The 17,366-nt window shown below is 39.2% G+C and carries 14 protein-coding genes, 1 pseudogene and 1 CRISPR repeat array; of the genes and pseudogenes, 12 read left to right on the top strand and 3 right to left on the bottom strand.

Going from position 1 to position 17,366, the window contains the following annotated elements:
• Window positions 1–118 precede the first annotated feature (118 nt).
• Window positions 119–778, bottom strand: a complete 660-nt coding sequence (locus GGR02_RS06980; protein ID WP_229706112.1) for an Rpn family recombination-promoting nuclease/putative transposase — start codon at window positions 776–778, stop codon at window positions 119–121.
• Between the two features lie 147 nt (window positions 779–925).
• Between GGR02_RS06980 and GGR02_RS06975 the strand changes: the two genes are divergently transcribed.
• From GGR02_RS06975 to tnpC, 12 genes are all read left to right on the top strand, one after another.
• Complete coding sequence (locus GGR02_RS06975) at window positions 926–1,696, top strand: DUF4405 domain-containing protein (protein ID WP_183184007.1); 771 nt, start codon at window positions 926–928, stop codon at window positions 1,694–1,696.
• Between the two features lie 962 nt (window positions 1,697–2,658).
• Window positions 2,659–3,384, top strand: a complete 726-nt coding sequence (cas6, locus tag GGR02_RS06970) for a CRISPR-associated endoribonuclease Cas6 (protein ID WP_183184006.1) — start codon at window positions 2,659–2,661, stop codon at window positions 3,382–3,384.
• The gene (gene cas8a1 / locus GGR02_RS06965; RefSeq protein ID WP_183184005.1) at window positions 3,384–5,159 is read left to right on the top strand and encodes a type I-B CRISPR-associated protein Cas8b1/Cst1; all 1,776 of its coding nucleotides are present in this window, start codon (window positions 3,384–3,386) and stop codon (window positions 5,157–5,159) included. Before cas6 ends, cas8a1 begins: the two co-directional genes overlap by 1 nt.
• On the top strand, window positions 5,156–6,043 hold the full coding sequence (gene cas7i, locus GGR02_RS06960; RefSeq protein WP_183184004.1) for a type I-B CRISPR-associated protein Cas7/Cst2/DevR: 888 nt from the start codon (window positions 5,156–5,158) through the stop codon (window positions 6,041–6,043). Before cas8a1 ends, cas7i begins: the two co-directional genes overlap by 4 nt.
• Window positions 6,044–6,045: 2 nt before the next feature.
• A complete protein-coding gene (gene cas5b / locus GGR02_RS06955; protein WP_183184003.1) occupies window positions 6,046–6,747 on the top strand; it encodes a type I-B CRISPR-associated protein Cas5b in 702 nt (233 codons plus the stop codon).
• 11 nt (window positions 6,748–6,758) lie between these two features.
• Window positions 6,759–8,936: a CRISPR-associated helicase Cas3' gene (gene cas3 / locus GGR02_RS06950; RefSeq protein WP_183184002.1), complete on the top strand. Its 2,178-nt coding sequence runs from the start codon at window positions 6,759–6,761 to the stop codon at window positions 8,934–8,936.
• Between the two features lie 15 nt (window positions 8,937–8,951).
• A complete protein-coding gene (cas4, locus tag GGR02_RS06945; RefSeq protein ID WP_183184001.1) occupies window positions 8,952–9,449 on the top strand; it encodes a CRISPR-associated protein Cas4 in 498 nt (165 codons plus the stop codon).
• Window positions 9,449–10,432 carry a type I-B CRISPR-associated endonuclease Cas1b gene (gene cas1b, locus GGR02_RS06940; RefSeq protein WP_183184000.1) on the top strand — a complete coding sequence of 328 codons (984 nt, stop codon included), beginning with the start codon at window positions 9,449–9,451 and terminating at the stop codon, window positions 10,430–10,432. The genes cas4 and cas1b overlap by 1 nt, the downstream gene beginning before the upstream one ends.
• Window positions 10,433–10,434: 2 nt before the next feature.
• Window positions 10,435–10,698 (top strand): CRISPR-associated endonuclease Cas2, encoded by a 264-nt coding sequence (gene cas2 / locus GGR02_RS06935; RefSeq protein WP_012574449.1) that lies wholly within the window; start codon window positions 10,435–10,437, stop codon window positions 10,696–10,698.
• A 186-nt stretch (window positions 10,699–10,884) separates the two neighbouring features.
• A CRISPR array of direct repeats spans window positions 10,885–12,677; the repeat unit is 29 nt; unit sequence GTTTTATTTGAACGTAGTGGGATGTAAAG.
• Between the two features lie 495 nt (window positions 12,678–13,172).
• Window positions 13,173–13,487, top strand: coding sequence for an IS66 family insertion sequence element accessory protein TnpA (gene tnpA / locus GGR02_RS06930; RefSeq protein WP_183183999.1), 315 nt, complete (start codon window positions 13,173–13,175; stop codon window positions 13,485–13,487).
• Entirely contained in the window at window positions 13,481–13,837 is a 357-nt protein-coding gene (gene tnpB, locus GGR02_RS06925; RefSeq protein ID WP_183183998.1) for an IS66 family insertion sequence element accessory protein TnpB, read from the top strand. Before tnpA ends, tnpB begins: the two co-directional genes overlap by 7 nt.
• 113 nt (window positions 13,838–13,950) lie before the next feature.
• Window positions 13,951–15,501: an IS66 family transposase gene (gene tnpC / locus GGR02_RS06920; protein WP_183184018.1), complete on the top strand. Its 1,551-nt coding sequence runs from the start codon at window positions 13,951–13,953 to the stop codon at window positions 15,499–15,501.
• Between the two features lie 353 nt (window positions 15,502–15,854).
• Here the strand turns inward: tnpC and GGR02_RS06915 are convergent.
• Window positions 15,855–16,238: pseudogene (locus GGR02_RS06915) on the bottom strand (sigma-70 family RNA polymerase sigma factor); the annotation flags it as partial.
• 28 nt (window positions 16,239–16,266) lie between these two features.
• Window positions 16,267–16,752: an ImmA/IrrE family metallo-endopeptidase gene (locus GGR02_RS06910; RefSeq protein ID WP_183183997.1), complete on the bottom strand. Its 486-nt coding sequence runs from the start codon at window positions 16,750–16,752 to the stop codon at window positions 16,267–16,269.
• Window positions 16,753–17,366: the final 614 nt, after the last annotated feature.

Here is a 17,366-nt window from a genome sequence, read left to right as displayed (position 1 = left end):
TGTCTGGGGAGCGGCTGGTTGTTCGGTCGCCCGACAGTCGAAAAATAACGACGTAAATGATAAAAATGTTAAAGCTTCAACGTGCACCTATATAGCACGCTGGCGTTTTTCGTATGGCTCAACCTTTCAAGTGTTCACGTACGTCTTTTTCTGTTATATCGAGGATATTCGCAATTTCCGCGACGCTCATACCTTTTTCATTCATTTTTCTAATCGCTTCCTGTAACCCCTCTTGACGTCCTTCTTCTCGGCTGCTGCGAATGTTCGATAGCTGATCAAGGAGCCACTTCAGCCGCATTTCGTATGCATAACGGTTTTCGGGGGTAACACTTAAACTTTGCCATTCTTCTAACGCTTCTAAAATTTCTTGCTCTGTCATCGCGATTCCCTCCAATTCGTGAACCATCTCTTCATCGATTTTTTTCGTCCGGCTGTCCACCGCCGACAACATCGTCAACCAAGGCCATTCAGGCGATTGCTTCACTTCCCGACAGTATTTCTTCCATTTTACCATAAATTGTGACAAATCAAGCACATGAAATTCAAGGTGACGGCTCCAAAGGAACAGTTCTTCATTTTCGCGAATGTGAAAGACGGTATGGAAGCGATCTGTTTCGTGTGGAAAAAGCGGATAGTTGAGGATAGCGATCATAATAAGGGAAATGCAAATGTGGGAAATTGAATTTTGCAGCACATTTTTGACGGAAGTGGGCGTAATAAAGAAGGAAATGGAGAATTTTGTAGATGAAAATTGAATTTTCGATAGAATATTTCTCACGAGTCCGCCACATATTTGACATCTATCTAAGATGGGGGCGATGCGAAATTTCCCCTCCCTTTTCACGCAATTTTCACCATCGGCTAGTAAACTGTAAACAGTACGAGCGATGTTCGCTAAAAGTAGAAAAGGTTAGGAGGAAATGAAGTGAGGAAAAATTATGTAAAAATCGTGCTTGATTTATTGCTCGCGCTGACGTTTGTGTTGTTAATGAACCCGAGGGTGTTCAACGGCTTGCCGTTTCACGAAATTGCTGGGACTGTGATCGGCATCGCGATTCTTGTGCATATCGGGTTGAACTATCGCTGGGTGATCAACACGACGAAAAAAATTTTTTCTGCCGAACTTCCGAAGAAAACGAGAATCGGTTTTTTCTTAAATGTGTTGTTGTTGCTGTCGATGGCGGCGGTTATTGTATCGGGAATTTTGATTTCGCGCGTCGTGTTTCCGAACCTCGCGCTAGAAGGGAATCACTTCGTTCGCGGGATTCACGACCTTTCCGCCAACACGACGCTTGCCCTCGTCGGTCTTCACCTTGGCTTGCATTGGCAGTGGATTATGGGCGTTAGTAAAAAAATGTTCAAGGCAAAGGACGGAACGTGGCGAAAAGGCATGCTTGTTTCTAGCGTGTTGACGGTTGCTCTTTTGGCGGGCGGAATGTATTGGATTTCGCAACACGTAAAACCGAGCGAAGGGGATTTTAAACCGAAATTTGCTGAACAAAACGCACCAACTTTTGCTGTACAAGGGATGCCAACCCCGCCGGACGGAGAATTTCGCGATGGGAAATTTCGCAAAGAACGCGGCACCAGCAACCCGCTGCTTGTCTTACTCAATTACTTTGCCATTTGGGCGGTGATTATTATCCCTACATACTACATCGAAAAACGCTTATGGAAACGAGTGAGGGTACAATGATTTCCGCTATATATAGAGGTTCAAATCATCGTAAGTTCTGAAAAACTGGGAGCACAATGGAGTGCTCTTTTTATTTTTTGAACGAAAAAAGCAAGCGGCAATAGGTGTTGTCCACTAGTGATTAGAGAAGGCTTATGGTATCCTAATTTTTAGGTACAATCGTATAGGCAGGGTGGTCGGTCACACATAATCCCCTTCAGAAAGGGGGTGTGACTGTGAAAGGCAGTTTTGACCTTGGAACGGCAACGTTTATGGTATTGCTCATCACACTAGTGATTACTATTGTTGATAAAATGAACGCAAAAAAGTAGTAATCCACCCTGCCGCCAAGCTGTAGGTGGATTACTTTCCTCTACCGGTGACCGATTATCGCGGTCTATACGGTTGTACCCGTAAGCTATGATGGGCATAGCTTAGTAATAGCGTATGCGAACTTTTCGGTGGTTATACATTTCTTGACCTTATTATATTTTAATCAAACAGAAATGTAAAGGAGTATAGCTAACGAGGGACTGAGGCGAGTTTTCCTTAGTCCTTGTTATTTGCTTTTCCTTATTCGTTTAAACGATTCGCTTTCACTTTCGCTTCGAAAAGGGCAGGGGTTCCTGTCCTTTTTTGCTTATCGGTGACTCCAATGGAATAATAGTGGAATTTTAACTTATTGTCGGCATATAGCAATTAGAAAATGCGTTAAGATAAAAAATCAGTTGAAGAAGTTAAGGAAGGATAATATTATGAGCATCTCCTTATATTTATGGATCATAGCACTCGGTTTTTTGTGTATGTAGGAGTCGTTTTTGAATATTTTTTTGTAGGGACGATAGCCTCTGTTGCTAGAAACATAAAGACAATAACAGTCCCTAGAAAGGGCTGTTTTTTTTATGGAAAATGTTTATATTTGACAAAAAGCGACAACATTTTCCGTTTCTTTTCGATAAAATGGGAGAGGAGGGAGGTGTGCTATGAGAATTATTTGTTCATTTCAAGTGAAAAAAATTCCGCTTCATTATCGGATGGCGATTGTTTCAATCCTTAAAGAAAGTATACGAGCATCCAGTGAGGAGTATTATGAGCGGTTATATGCGCAAGCAAATGCAACAAAACCTTTCGTTTTCTCGCCTTTTTTGAAAAACTTTCACTTCAAAGGCAATGAAATTGAGTTAGATGAACTACGCGTTATTATTAGTTCACCTGATTATGAATTTTTGCTTCACGTGTATAACGGTTTGCAAAGCAAAAAAAGGTTTGAGTATAAAGGATACGAATTGATTCGGGGAAAAATAGTCATGGGAGATGAAAGAAAGATTACATCACCTACGGTTGTCTTCCGAACGCTCTCACCTTTGTTAGTAGAAGATGAAAATAAATCGCCAATCGCACCAGATGATCTAAATTATGAAAAACATATCAATTACTTAGCAAATACAATTTTATATGAATATCGTGGAAGGGGATTATGCAGACCGTTGGCGATACAGCCTATTCGATTTAAAAAGATGGTCATCAAAGAATCTAATCGTCAATTTGTAGAAAAGTATGGGGAACAACAGCATTTATATTTCACCACGTATCATGGCTTATTTAAGATGAGCGGAGATCCTGCTGATTTACAGTTGCTTTATCAGCTTGGTTTGTCCAAGCGGCGTAATCAAGGATTTGGAATGCTCGAAGTGGAGGAGGTGAAATAATGAGAATTGAACTGCACATGGGCGAATGGATGATCAACATGGGGCTTGTTGGGCTATATCGTGTGTTTGAATATGGGCGACAAAACGGAATCATTAGCGATGAATACAAAGATAGCGTGACGGTTAAGCCATGGGGAATTGAATTGGATACCGATGTACTTCCGCAATTGCCAAAGGCATATTTTCTGTATTTATTGGAGGAGTATAGTGTTGCTAGAAGGGAATGCGAGAAGTTAGATAGTTATATTGAACAAGTAAAAAAAGAAGATCAGTTTAAAAACGCCGTATCAATTATTAAGAAATCTATATCAGATACTGGAAAAAAGATACTTAAATATTTTCCGTATCCTCTGCTTGAAGACATACTTGAGAAGGTGAAAGATGTCAAAAAAGCTGAGCACACAAATCAACTTCTAGAGTATATCAATGAATTTAAAAAAATTATGAATGAGCAAAAGGTCAACGAAAAATTAACGTTCAATTACTTTAAAGCAGCTATACTACAATCATTTTTTGGACAAGTATCTTTTTTGAACGTTGCAAAAAACAACTTAGATTTAGATGGACATATTGAGGAATTTTATAAAAGTTATGTTGTTCCTGTTCTTAATGACTTACGATTTGAACAAACAATAAAAACTATTTATTCTTCAGAAGAAATGAACACTTTTCTAGAAACATATAACGACTATCAGCCATTTAAACAGTTGAAAAGGGAGTGGAAAAAGAAAACAGTAGAAGAAATAAGGGAATATGTAAGAACGAAAATAAATAAATGTCTACTTTTTAACGAACGTTTTGCTTTTTACAACTTCGAAGAAATGGTATTTTCTCCAATCGGTGTTGCGAAAGATAACGCGTTTAACTTCAGTTGGCATTTTGATAGTCAGCAACCTAAACCATTGTCTTCATTAGCTAAACTTGTGCTTTTATTCGCACCAATTGGCTCGACCGTTTATTTCAAAAATGAAGGGATAAATGAACAAACAGAACGACGATTGTATGCAGGTTTTGTTCAGACGGACGCAACTTTCGCGGAAGTTTTACAGAAAAACAATCATTTTAGTCAGTTGAAGAAAAAAAGAGAACCTTTCAACAAGATTGTTAGTCAGCTTGTTCAAAGTGTAAAAAAAGAATCGGAGTATGCGGTCGATCATTTGTTTTTTTTAGAATTTTTCTCCGACTATAGTAGTAAAAAAACACACTTGCATTATTATCATCTGCCTATATACCTAGCTCATTATTTCAAACAATATGCCGATAGACTTGATTACATTAAACCATATGACTATCGCGAGCAGTTCGTACAATACGTGTTGCGAGGGGCAGATCCAATTCATGTCATCTATCACTATTTACGCGATTGTGTTAAAAATGAAAGAAGTACGATTGGTCCGTACATTGCTGTGCGGGAGCGGAATCGAATTTTGCAGTTTAAAAAGGGAGTGAGAGATGTGGCCACGACAGATAAAAGAGTGAGCGCGTTGTTTATGCAAGGACGGGAAATCCGTGATGCGATTATGCGTTCGAGCGGTTCGGAGAAAAAAGTAACAAGCATTGCTTACCGTTTATTAAACGCTGCTAAAGCAGGAAATAGAAAAAATTTTATGGACACGCTTCTGCGTATTTATATGGCGGCAGATCGCCCGATTTCGCCTATTTTCTTAAATGCACTGCATGAACGGGATTTAGACTTTTCGACAGTTGCGAATGCGTTTATTGCCGGATTATTAGCAAATCAATATAAAGAAGAACAGGAGGAAGTTCAAGCATGAAAAAAGCGTTAACGATGACCGTCGTTTTTCAAGCAAACTCATTAAACTACGGAGAAGGAATTGCTAATATTTCAGAGCTGAAAAAATTCCATCGCGGTGATGGGGAAGTATATACGTATGCGTCACGCCAAAGCATTCGTTACGATATTGTTCGCCTTGGAAATGAGCTGTTTGGGTGGAATTTAGATACTGTCGACAAAGCGAGCGGGGTTGTTCAATTTAAAAAAGATGTGACGATTAACGACTCTGTTGAAATGGACTTATTTGGATATTTAAAAACGGATAAAAATTCACAAAAACGTCCCGCTGTTGTTCGTCTGAGCCATGCGATTTCGCTTGAACCGTATAAAAGTGACTTAGAGTTTTTAAATAACATGGGGCTAGCAAGTCGGATTGGGCAAGATGCTAACTTAGCCAATATTGAACAACATCATAGTTTTTACACATATACGCTCACCATTGATTTAAACCGTGTCGGTGTAGATGGAGAGATTGAACTTCCAAACGAAGAAAAAGCAAACCGTGTACTTCAACTGCTTGAAGTTTTAAAAGTGTTAAACCGCAACATTCGCGGGCGGCAAGAAAATTTAGCTCCGCTTTTTGTTATCGGCGGGATGTATAACGTCGCAAATCCATTTTTCCTTGGACGCGTTCAACTAAGTGCGATAACGAATGGATGGGCTATACAAACAAAGCTAATTAAAGAAACAATGGAACAAACATTTGCAGGGGAAGCAATCGGAAAAGATACAAAAATTGGCATATTAAGCGGTGTGTTTGCAAATGAAGGGGAATTTTACGATTTATTTAGCGAACAAGTGATGCCTGTCGAACCGTTTTTCCAATATGTTTCAAAACAAATTCAATTGTATTATGGTGTTTAAGTATGAAAGCGTTACGATTAAAACTATTTCAAGAAACAGCGTGCTACAAAAAGCCGTTTGCTTCCAAAGTGGCGGAAACATATCCGCTTCCGCCATATTCGACCGTAAAAGGAATGATTCATGCTTTGCTTGATGCCAATCAATTCATTCCGATGCGATTGAGCGTGCAAGGAACGTATGAAGCGAAGTTGCTTGATTATCAACGATATTACTTTTTCAAAAAGAGAGAACTATCAAGCTTCCCACTTGTATTAGATGGGTTGGCTCGAACGGAGTTTTCTTACGATAAAAACGAAATTACAACGATGCCAATGTACACGCATTTGTTGCACAATGTCCATTTATTAATCCATGTCCAAGCAGAGCAACACATCTTAGAGCAAATCATTCATGCCATCGAGCATAGTGCGACTCATTACAGCCTTGGTCGTTGGGAAGATTTAGTTCGGATTGATGAATATAAACTCGTGGAAGTGCAAGAGCTGGAAGAAGAGGAAACTTTACAATGGAATGCTTATATTCCTAGTTATCTGCTTGATCGAGAAACAAAAAGCATTCCTTATCAACTCAACTGGAAATATGAAATTGTTAACGGGATTCGGCAGTGGGAAAAAGTTAATGTTGGTTATGTGCAAAAAGGGATTGAGGCACCAGAAGGGGTCTGGATTGATGAAGACGGGGAACTAGTCTTTTATCATTTGTAGGAGGAAGAACAATGACTTTCTATGCAAAATCCGAGGGGAAAGAGACGATTCGTGAACATACGGATCGTCTCCTCCATAATTTAAAATTGTTAAAAAACGCTTACGGTCATAAACTCATGCTGATGGACGAGCGAATGTGGAAGCTGTTAGAAATCGCTGTACAATATCATGATGTTGGTAAAGTGAACACGGTATTTCAAAATAAAATCCGCCAGGCAATTCGTGAATCTGTGTTAGAAACGGATATGGAAACAAATGTACCTCACAATTATTTATCAGTAGGATGTATCCCACTAAAACAGCTAGACCTCACAAAAGAAGAAGAGCGACTACTCATTCACGCGGTTGGTTATCATCATGAGCGTGACCAGCATCCAGAGAAAGAAATCATTCGTCATGTTTTAGAGAACGATATAAAAAATCAGTTATCTCAACTAAGTGAACATATGAATTTACCGATCACAGAAAAATTTTCATATCGATTCGTTGACCGGTTATTAAACCGCTATACATATCATGACGGGGAAGAATTTTGGAAATATGTCATGATTAAAGGGTTGTTACATCGTTTAGACCATGCGGCGTCTGCGCATATTGATGTTGAAAGAGATGTGGAAAAATCGATCTATATAAATCTTAATGAATATATGCATAAACAAGGATTTCGTAAAAACGATTTGCAGCAATTTGCTGAACAACATCATGATAAGCATGTGATTGCGATTGCTCAAACGGGAATGGGGAAAACAGAAGCAGCACTTTTGTGGATTCGAGAGGATAAAGCATTTTTTACATTGCCGCTTAGGGTAAGTATAAATGCGATTTATGATCGAATAAAAGAAAAAATGGGCTACGATGCGGTTGGATTACTGCACTCCACGAGCGTACATTATTTAGTAGACAAAGAGGAAAATTGGGAAGAATTAAAACAACAGTCTGAACATTATGCGAAGAAGTTATTGCTTACAACAATCGATCAAATTTTAAAGTTTCCTTTTTACTATAAAGGGTTTGAAAAAGAACTAGCTGCAATGGCGAATGCAAAAGTGGTCATTGACGAAATACAAGCATATGAGCCGAGGATTGCATCGATGCTAATTAAAGCACTCGAAATGATCCACCGTGTAGGTGGAAAATTTATGATTATGACTGCCACGCTTCCCACGTTATATTTGGAGGAGCTAAAACAGCGAAATGTGATTGACGACGACCAGATTGCGATCGAGGAGTTCATTGATACAAGCGTACACCGCCACCGCATTTGCTTGCGTGCCGAGGGGATTGAGGAAGCGATTGGGGAAATATTGAACTTGGGAGAAACATCGCAAATACTTGTCATTGTCAATACAGTTCGTAAGGCAATGAGTCTTTACGATAAATTCTTACAATGCGAGACTCATGTTCCCGTCTACTTGCTTCATTCACAATTTACACAAGAAGATCGCCAACTACTAGAAAAACGCATTAAAGAATTTAACGAAAATAATGAAAAAGGAATTTGGATTACCACCCAACTTGTCGAGGCAAGTATTGATATCGACTTTGACTATTTATTTACCGAAATGTCGACATTAGATAGCTTATTCCAACGTTTTGGACGTTGTTATCGGAAGAGAGCGTTAGACCATGACGGTTGCAATATTCATATTTTCACAGAAAATATCTCTGGCGTTCCGAAAGTGTATAACGAGCATCTTGTGAATGAAAGTATTCGGCAGTTAGAACCATATGATAACCAAATTATCGATGAACGTGCAAAAGTAGAAATGGTAGCGCAACTATATGACCGAAAACGATTAACGGGAACTTCATTTTTGAAAGAATTTGAAGATGCCTTATACATGTTTGATAATCTTGATCCATACGGAATGGATAAACGTGAGGCGCAACAAAAGCTACGTGATATTCAAAACATTCAAGTCATTACTCGGAAGATATATGATCAAATCGATCATCTATTCGAGCAATATAAAAAAGAAAAAGAATGGAAAAAACGCTTGAAATTACGGATGGAAATTGAAAAGAAAACGGTTAGCGTTCAGCGATATGTAGCAGAAAAATATGTGTCGGAGCGCTTGCCAAAGCCATTTGACCACATATATATCGCTGATGTTGAATACGATTTCAACCGTGAGCAATGGAAGGGAAAAGGAATTTTGCTGGACAAACCTTCTTCCAATTTTTCTTAAGAGGGGTTTATGTTGATGGTTAGTGGTGTGCAAATGCAGTATTACAAAGTGTGTAAGCGGAAGCTGTGGTTATTTTCCAAAGGAATTGCGATGGAAAACGAACATGAACGTGTCATTGAGGGGAAGATTTTACATGAGCGAGCTTATCCACGTTTGGAGGATAGGGAAATTTTAGTGGATGATTCGTTTAAGTTAGATGCTTTGGATGGAGAGTACGTTCGCGAAATTAAGCTTTCAAGTAAAATGTCAGAGGCGGATCGGTTTCAAATGCTGTATTACTTGTATGAACTGAAGAAGCGGGGCATTGAGAAAAAGGGGCTAATTAGCTATACGAAAGAACGAAGAACAGAAGAGGTAGAACTAACGGAAAAAGATGAAAAAGCGATTGAAAAGGCGATAAAGGAAATTTATTCAATCGTTCATTCGTCTTCCCCACCGAAGCTAAAAAAACTGCCTTATTGTACAAAATGCGCGTATTATGAATTTTGTTTTGCGTTAGAGGGTGATGATTAATGCTAAGAGACCACTATATTTTTTCTAACGGGAGGCTGAAACGTAAAGATAATACGTTATACTTCTTCGATGAAGACGAAAATAAAAAAAGCCTTCCTGTCCATCAAACGGACAATTTATATGTATTTGGGGAAGTAGATTTAAACTCGTCGTTATTAAATTTATTGAGCCAACACGATGTTCATCTTCATGTATTTAATTATTATGGTTTTTATGCGGGAACGTTTTGTCCAAGAAATAAAAAAGTTTCAGGATTTACGGTGGTACAACAAAGTGCTCATTATCTCGATCACGAGAAACGACTATATATGGCGAGGTCGTTTTTGCAAAGTGCTGTGCATCATATGTTACGGAATATTCGACGATACAAAGAAAAAACGGAGCAATATGTAAAAGACATCGAAGAAGAAGCGAAAAAGATGGATAGTGCTACGAAAATTCAAGAACTGATGGGAATAGAGGGACGCATTCGCCAACATTATTATCAGTCATTTAATGCAATTTTGAATCAAGATTTTATCTTTGAAAAACGAACGAAACAGCCACCGCAAGACCCGCTTAATGCCCTTATTTCGTTTGGAAATTCGCTTTGTTATACGACTGTTTTATCAGAAATTTACAAAACACAACTAGACCCGACGATTAGTTTTCTACATGAGCCGTCAACGAAGAGATTCTCTTTATGTCTAGATTTATCGGAGATTTTCAAGCCATTACTCGTTGATGTTGTGATTATTTCGTGCATTAATAATCGCATCATCACCCAGAAGCATTTTGATTTTCTCGATGGAATGGTTTTGTTAAATGAGGAAGGAAAAAAGCGCTTTATTAAAGAGTGGGATGAGAAACTATCAACAACAGTACAGCATCGAAAACTGAAGAGAAAAGTAAGTTATCGGTATTTTATTCGTCTGGAATGTTACAAACTCATTAAACATTTCATTGGCGATGAGCCTTATAAACCGTTGAAGGCATGGTGGTAGTTATGTTTGTAATCATTACGTACGATGTTGGAGAAAAGCGTGTAAATAAAGTGTGTAAAAAATTAAGGGAATACTTAACGTGGACACAAAACTCTGTGTTTGAGGGGGAAATTACTAAGAGTTTGTTAATGAAATGCTTAAATGAAATCGATCAAATCATTGATGAAGATGAGGATTCCATTTATATTTACGAGGTGGCTAATCCGAAGAACATCAAAAAGCAAGTGTTTGGACAGGAGAAAAACTTTGATGAACTCTTCCTTTAACATTTGCAGTGAACCTCTAATTTTAAAAAATGGGTCAAAATGCTTGAGATATCAACGAAAAATGCGGTATTTTTGAAGAAGAAGAAAAACACAACTGGCACTTTACTGCAAAACGAAGAAGATTGCCATATCAACGATTTCCCAAAATCGTTGATATGACAACACTTTTTACTTTTGGATTTTAGGGTTTTATTTGAACGTAGTGGGATGTAAAGTCACTACATACGCGGTTTTCTATATTCCGCTCGCTGGTTTTATTTGAACGTAGTGGGATGTAAAGGCTGAAAAGTAGGTGTTATCATGTATGAAGCGTATTCGTTTTATTTGAACGTAGTGGGATGTAAAGGAAGAATAAGAAACATAAGAAATATACATAGCAACGTTTTATTTGAACGTAGTGGGATGTAAAGTTTTTTATACCTCCAGAACAAATTTTCGTAAGACAGTTTTATTTGAACGTAGTGGGATGTAAAGGTTGATTTCAGACGCTTTACATGCTATTGCTAGTGGTGGTTTTATTTGAACGTAGTGGGATGTAAAGTAAATGGTACAAAAAATTTTTCTTCTGTCATACAAGTTTTATTTGAACGTAGTGGGATGTAAATTTGATATTAACCAAGTGACGGAAGATTATCTTAAAAGTTTTATTTGAACGTAGTGGGATGTAAAGAGATGTGACAGTCATTGTTGACGATCAAGGGATTTTAGTTTTATTTGAACGTAGTGGGATGTAAAGTCATCTGCGAGATTTTGCTACGAGAACGCCCTGTTTTGTTTTATTTGAACGTAGTGGGATGTAAAGTTGTGTAAAGATGTTGCGTATGTTTGAAGTTGCATGGGTTTTATTTGAACGTAGTGGGATGTAAAGCGTGGACGTGTCGGCTTGGATACAAGCACACGAACTAGCGTTTTATTTGAACGTAGTGGGATGTAAAGTAAAAGGTTGTGGCTCAAACCGATACATTGATACGTGTTTTATTTGAACGTAGTGGGATGTAAAGGAAGAAATTGCAGTTGAAAAAGAACGTCAGAAATGGTTTTATTTGAACGTAGTGGGATGTAAAGAACGTTTCCCGTTGATAAACAAGCGCAGGTTGGAATGTTTTATTTGAACGTAGTGGGATGTAAAGACGCCTTAAAAAAGGGGAAGGAAGTCGTCGACCGTGTTTTATTTGAACGTAGTGGGATGTAAAGTCGCAACAGACAGCGCTTTGTTGCGTAACGATTCGCGTTTTATTTGAACGTAGTGGGATGTAAAGCCGGTTCGGCAGCATTTGGGTCATATGTGGCAATTGCGTTTTATTTGAACGTAGTGGGATGTAAAGTTTTCGGACAAGTTTTTTTTGAAAGTTGCTTTTGTTCGTTTTATTTGAACGTAGTGGGATGTAAAGGAGTATGACGGTAAACTGCTCGAACAAAACAGGACTGTTTTATTTGAACGTAGTGGGATGTAAAGGAGTCATTGCTTACAGAAATCACGCAACAACGAAAACGTTTTATTTGAACGTAGTGGGATGTAAAGACATATAAAGAATTAGGAATACCTAAGTATTTTTCTAGTTTTATTTGAACGTAGTGGGATGTAAAGTCGTCAACGATGATAAACAGACGCTTCTGAATCGGTGTTTTATTTGAACGTAGTGGGATGTAAAGGACGTCATTGAGGGAGAAAAAGTCCGCTTTGTCAAAAGTTTTATTTGAACGTAGTGGGATGTAAAGGTGAGTGCAGTAGCACTCCGCAGTAGCACTCCAGGTTTTATTTGAACGTAGTGGGATGTAAAGCATATCATTCGAGTAAGAAGTGATTTTGCGGACATCGTTTTATTTGAACGTAGTGGGATGTAAAGTAAGGGATCAGTCGATCTACAAGCAAACGCAACCCCGTTTTATTTGAACGTAGTGGGATGTAAAGTCTTCCTCAATCATTTTGATTACTTCGATCGCTGCTACGTTTTATTTGAACGTAGTGGGGTGTAAAGCGCATTGAAAAAAACAGCTTCCCTTCCGGCGTGTTTGCGTTTTATCTGAACGTAGCGGGAAAGATTTTTTGCAAGGTATATAGAAACCTTTAATTATTCACGTTTTGAAATTCACAAATTATTCAAAACCTCCTGCTCGAGTTGAGCGTTTTTCCGTGTAAAATAAAGATAAAGAACCGGCGAGAGGGAGGAAGTTGGGATGTTCGCAATGGTGATGGGGATTGTCATTACAGTATCAATTGCATTAGTGATTACTGCAGAAGTAAGCGTAGAAGCATAATAAGAGCGGCCTCTAAAAAGGGGTCGCTTTTGTCGTTTGTGTACATCGATTAGATGGTTTCCAAGTCTCGCTCTTGTTGGAATGAGATAAACGAGTCCGTTGTTTCTGTTAAGTTTTGTAGTTTTCTACCATAAGCGTCAAACTCTTCCCACCTAGTTTTGCCCCTATATCCATGCCATAATTTCTTTAGAAATCTTTATGAAAGGAGTTTTGGTATGGATAAAAACGAATTGAGACGTGAATGGGAACAGCGCATCGCCGATTACAGGGCAAGCGGTCTCTCACGAGCCAAATGGTGTCAACAACATGGTTTAAAGGCTCATCAGTTGAAGTATTGGCTCAAACGGATGGAAGACCCAACTGTTCCATCTAAACCTTCTACCACGTGGACATCCGTTGTCATGGTAAATCCATCGAGCGACGACGGCTCCATCCAAGTGAAAATCGGCGAATGTTCGATCGAGGTGAAGCAAGGGTTTCACCCTTCGCTTTTGGCTGATGTGGTGAAGGTGTTGAAAACGTTATGTTGAATGCGGCCACGGTGACCCGTGTGTACCTCGCTCGAGGGAGTACGGATTTGCGAAAATCCATCGACGGGTTGGCAGCCATCGTCCAAGAAACATTCCAGCTCGATCCCTTTTCTTCTAGCCTTTTTGTGTTCTGCAATCGTGGGCGGGATAAATTAAAAATTCTTCATTGGGATCATAACGGATTTTGGCTATATTATCGCCGACTCGAACGAGGAACGTTTGATTGGCCTTCAGAGCATCACTCGGAACCTTTACAAATTAGTCCACGCCAATTACGCTGGCTGCTCGATGGACTATCATGGAACCAGAAACAAGCCCATTCGGCAGTAACCGCAAAGAAAGTTATTTAACTAATAAAAATTCAGGGAATTCCGCTGTTTTGTTGTATAATGAAAATATGAAAACAACAGCGAAATTCCCTCATTCTCATCTTACAATAGAAGATCTCCTTAAACGCTTAGAAATGCTGGAAAAGCAAAATGCGGAATTACAGGCGGAACTAAAAAAGCAACAGGAGTTGGAAGCCAAATTAAAATGGTACGAAGAACAACTTCGCCTTCTGCAGCACAAACGCTTTGGCGTTTCGAGCGAAAAAACCCTTCTTGGTCAATTGGAACTATTCAACGAGGTAGAAAACGAATCGAACCTTGAGTTGCCGGAACCTGCGTTAGAGTCCATTCGTTATCAGCGCCGTCGGAAAACACGCGGTCACGGCGAAGCGATGCTGGAAAACCTGCCGGTGGAAACGGTCGAATATCGTTTACCCGATGAAGAGCAGGTCTGTTCGTGTTGCGGTGGAACGCTGCATGAAATGAGTACGGAAGTGCGCCAAGAACTTGTCTATATTCCTGCGGAATTAAAAGTGGTGAAGCACGTGCAATATGTCTATTCTTGTCGTCATTGTGAGCACCATGAGATCGAAACGCCGATTCAAACAGCGCCTAGACCGAAATCGGTCATTCCGGGCAGTTTCGCCTCTCCTTCTATTTTGGCACATATTATGACGCAAAAATATGTAGAAGGGCTCCCGTTATACCGCCAAGAAAAACAGTTTCAGCGAATGGGCATCCCTCTTTCTCGTCAAACCTTTGCCAATTGGATGGTCAAAGGAGCGGAACAATGGCTGAGTGTGCTGTATCATCGAATGCATGAACATCTTCTGGAGCTGGATATTATTCATGCCGATGAAACCACCCTTCAGGTTCTTCATGAACTTGGAAGACCAGCTACTTCCACTTCCTATTTGTGGCAGTACCAGACAGGGGTAGAAGGACCTCCTATCATCCTTTATGAGTATCAGGAAACGAGAGCAGGGGAAAACCCGAAACATTTCCTGAACGGTTTTCAAGGCTATTTGCAGGTGGATGGATACGCAGGGTACCATCAAGTTCCAAACGTAACCCTAGTTGGTTGTTGGGCTCATGCGCGTAGAGGATTTACAGACGCCATAAGATCCATGCCTGCCAATAGCGTGACACCAGTGACCGCAACGGAAGGTCTGAATTTCTGTAACCAACTGTTTGCGGTGGAACGTAAATTAAAAAAATTAGATCCTAAAGATCGGTATGAAGAACGTCTAAAGCAAAGCAAACCTATCTTAGACGCTTTTTTGTCATGGCTGCAAAAGCAAAAACAGCACGTGTTGCCAAAGAGCGCACTAGGAAAAGCCATTGCGTATTGTCTGAACCAATGGGATAAATTAGTGGCCTTTTTAGAGGATGGGCGACTGGAGATCGATAATAATCGCAGCGAACGCTCGATCAAATCGGTGGTTATCGGAAGGAAAAATTGGCTTTTCGCGAATACACCACAAGGTGCACGAGCAAGTGCCATCATCTACAGCATAGTGGAGACAGCGAAAGCGAATCATTTACATCCATATTACTACCTTCGTTATCTTTTTGAGAAGCTTCCCAATATGGATTTGTCAGACAAGCACGCATTGGATCAAATGCTTCCTTGGTCAACCACACTCCCTGTTTCATGTATTGCTTTTGATCAGCTAACTAAATAATACCCTAAGCCTCGGCCTTCAAAAAAGGTGGGGGCTATTTGACGTTTACGTTGATAAAGAAACGTTGCCAAAACAGAATTTTTCGTCAAACTTATTAGAAGTCGGAACACCAATATATAGTGTAAAAGAGGATAAAAATATTCTTCTCGTAAAACTCTCTGACGAAAAGTATCAAATCTTTTCAGAAAAGGCGATTGAAAACTGAGTGAATATTCGTCTATAAAGCCTTGCATTTACCTTCCAGATAATTTTCAACTTGGTCAATTAGGGGGAGTGGGTCAGAAGGCGATTGAGCTATCTTAGCTTTGATCAATACAAAATGGAGGCTTGCGTGCAGCAGCCTCCATTTTTCGTTACCGTTTCTTCTCTTTTTCATTCCGATAAAACTCATGAAAAATTTTCATGAGTGCGCGCTTTTCGATGCGGGAGACGTAGCTTCTGGAGATGCCGAGTTCTTTGGCGATTTCGCGCTGCGTTTTTTCTTTTTGCAAATTTAGCCCGAACCGGCTGACGATGACTTCTTTTTCGCGGTCATCTAATACGTCAATATACTTTCGCACTTGCTCAATTTCCATGTTTAATTGAATCTCGTCCGCGACATCTTCCCCTTCTGATTTAAGTACGTCAATTAAACTAATTTCATTTCCGTCGCGGTCTTGCCCGATCGGTTCATGGAGCGACACGTCTTTTTTCGTTTTTTTCAGCGAACGTAGATGCATTAAAATTTCAATTCTAATGACAATAGTAAGCGGTAATAAATAACATTCACAAACAAGCAGCCTCTAACACTTTATTTCCAATGTAATCCAGACGGCTTTCGCATATTTCAGCCGGTACGCGGAACGTTTCTTGCATTTCATAAATGATAAAGTCGCGTTTTTTCGAAAAATCGATATATGTAAGCATATGATAAGGGATCGCTGCAAATAACGTAAAGCGTTTTGCTTGTGATTCTTGAAAAGAACGAAATGAGCCGTTCATTTTCAACTGGTCGCCCGCGTGTAAAAACAAATGACCAACTTCATGAAAAAAAACTTCACGGCGCTTGAGCGAGTCCAAGTCGTGATGAAGCGCTACAATTTTCAAGTCGTCGCAGTATTCCGCAAACGATCCGAATTTTGACTCGACAAGCAAAATATCGAATTTCCTTGCGATATACTCTTCATCGAGTTGGGAAGGATAGATGATCCCGTTTTGCTGATACGCCTCCGAGATACGCTTTTCTAAGTCGCAAGGCTTATATAAGTACATTCTACCTCATCCCCCACAAGTTTTTTTCTTTCATTATACAAACATATGTTCTTATTTACAAGAAAAAGAAAAATCCCTAAGTTTGACCAAGGGATATATTCATACGACTTTCAAATTTTTTCTTGTTTTAGTTGAACTGCTAGTTGTTCGGCTGCTGCTTCGCTTTCTTCCTTTCGTTGATTTCCGTTTTTTCTTTTGTGTCGTGGATTGTTGCTTATTCATGAGGGAAATAGTCACGAAATTAACGAATATTTGAGATATACTGAAAACAAAAATTAATAAAATAAACCCCGACATGGAACTTAAAAGACTCATTGTAGAAGAAAATAAATCGCTCACGGAAAAAGGTAAATTGATTTTAGAAAAATCGATCATGTTTTATCACCTAAATTTATTGTTAATTAAAGGTAATTTGTGGAACCTTTTTTTCACAAAATGTTAGTGATTAAAGCCATTTTTTTGATTTAGGATGACTTGGATCAATATACAGAGCTCGTTCTTCAGGATTCATCTTCATTAGTTCCTTTCTCCAGTATCTTTGATGTTTGCGATTTCTCAGCTCCATCCTAATGTAAGAATCGTCTCGAAATAAATCGGTAATTAAACTTCCTAAT

Origin of the sequence: Anoxybacteroides voinovskiense, from assembly GCF_014196205.1 — a bacterium.
Lineage (GTDB): Bacteria > Bacillota > Bacilli > Bacillales > Anoxybacillaceae > Anoxybacteroides > Anoxybacteroides voinovskiense.
This window is presented reverse-complemented; position numbering and strand designations above follow the sequence as displayed.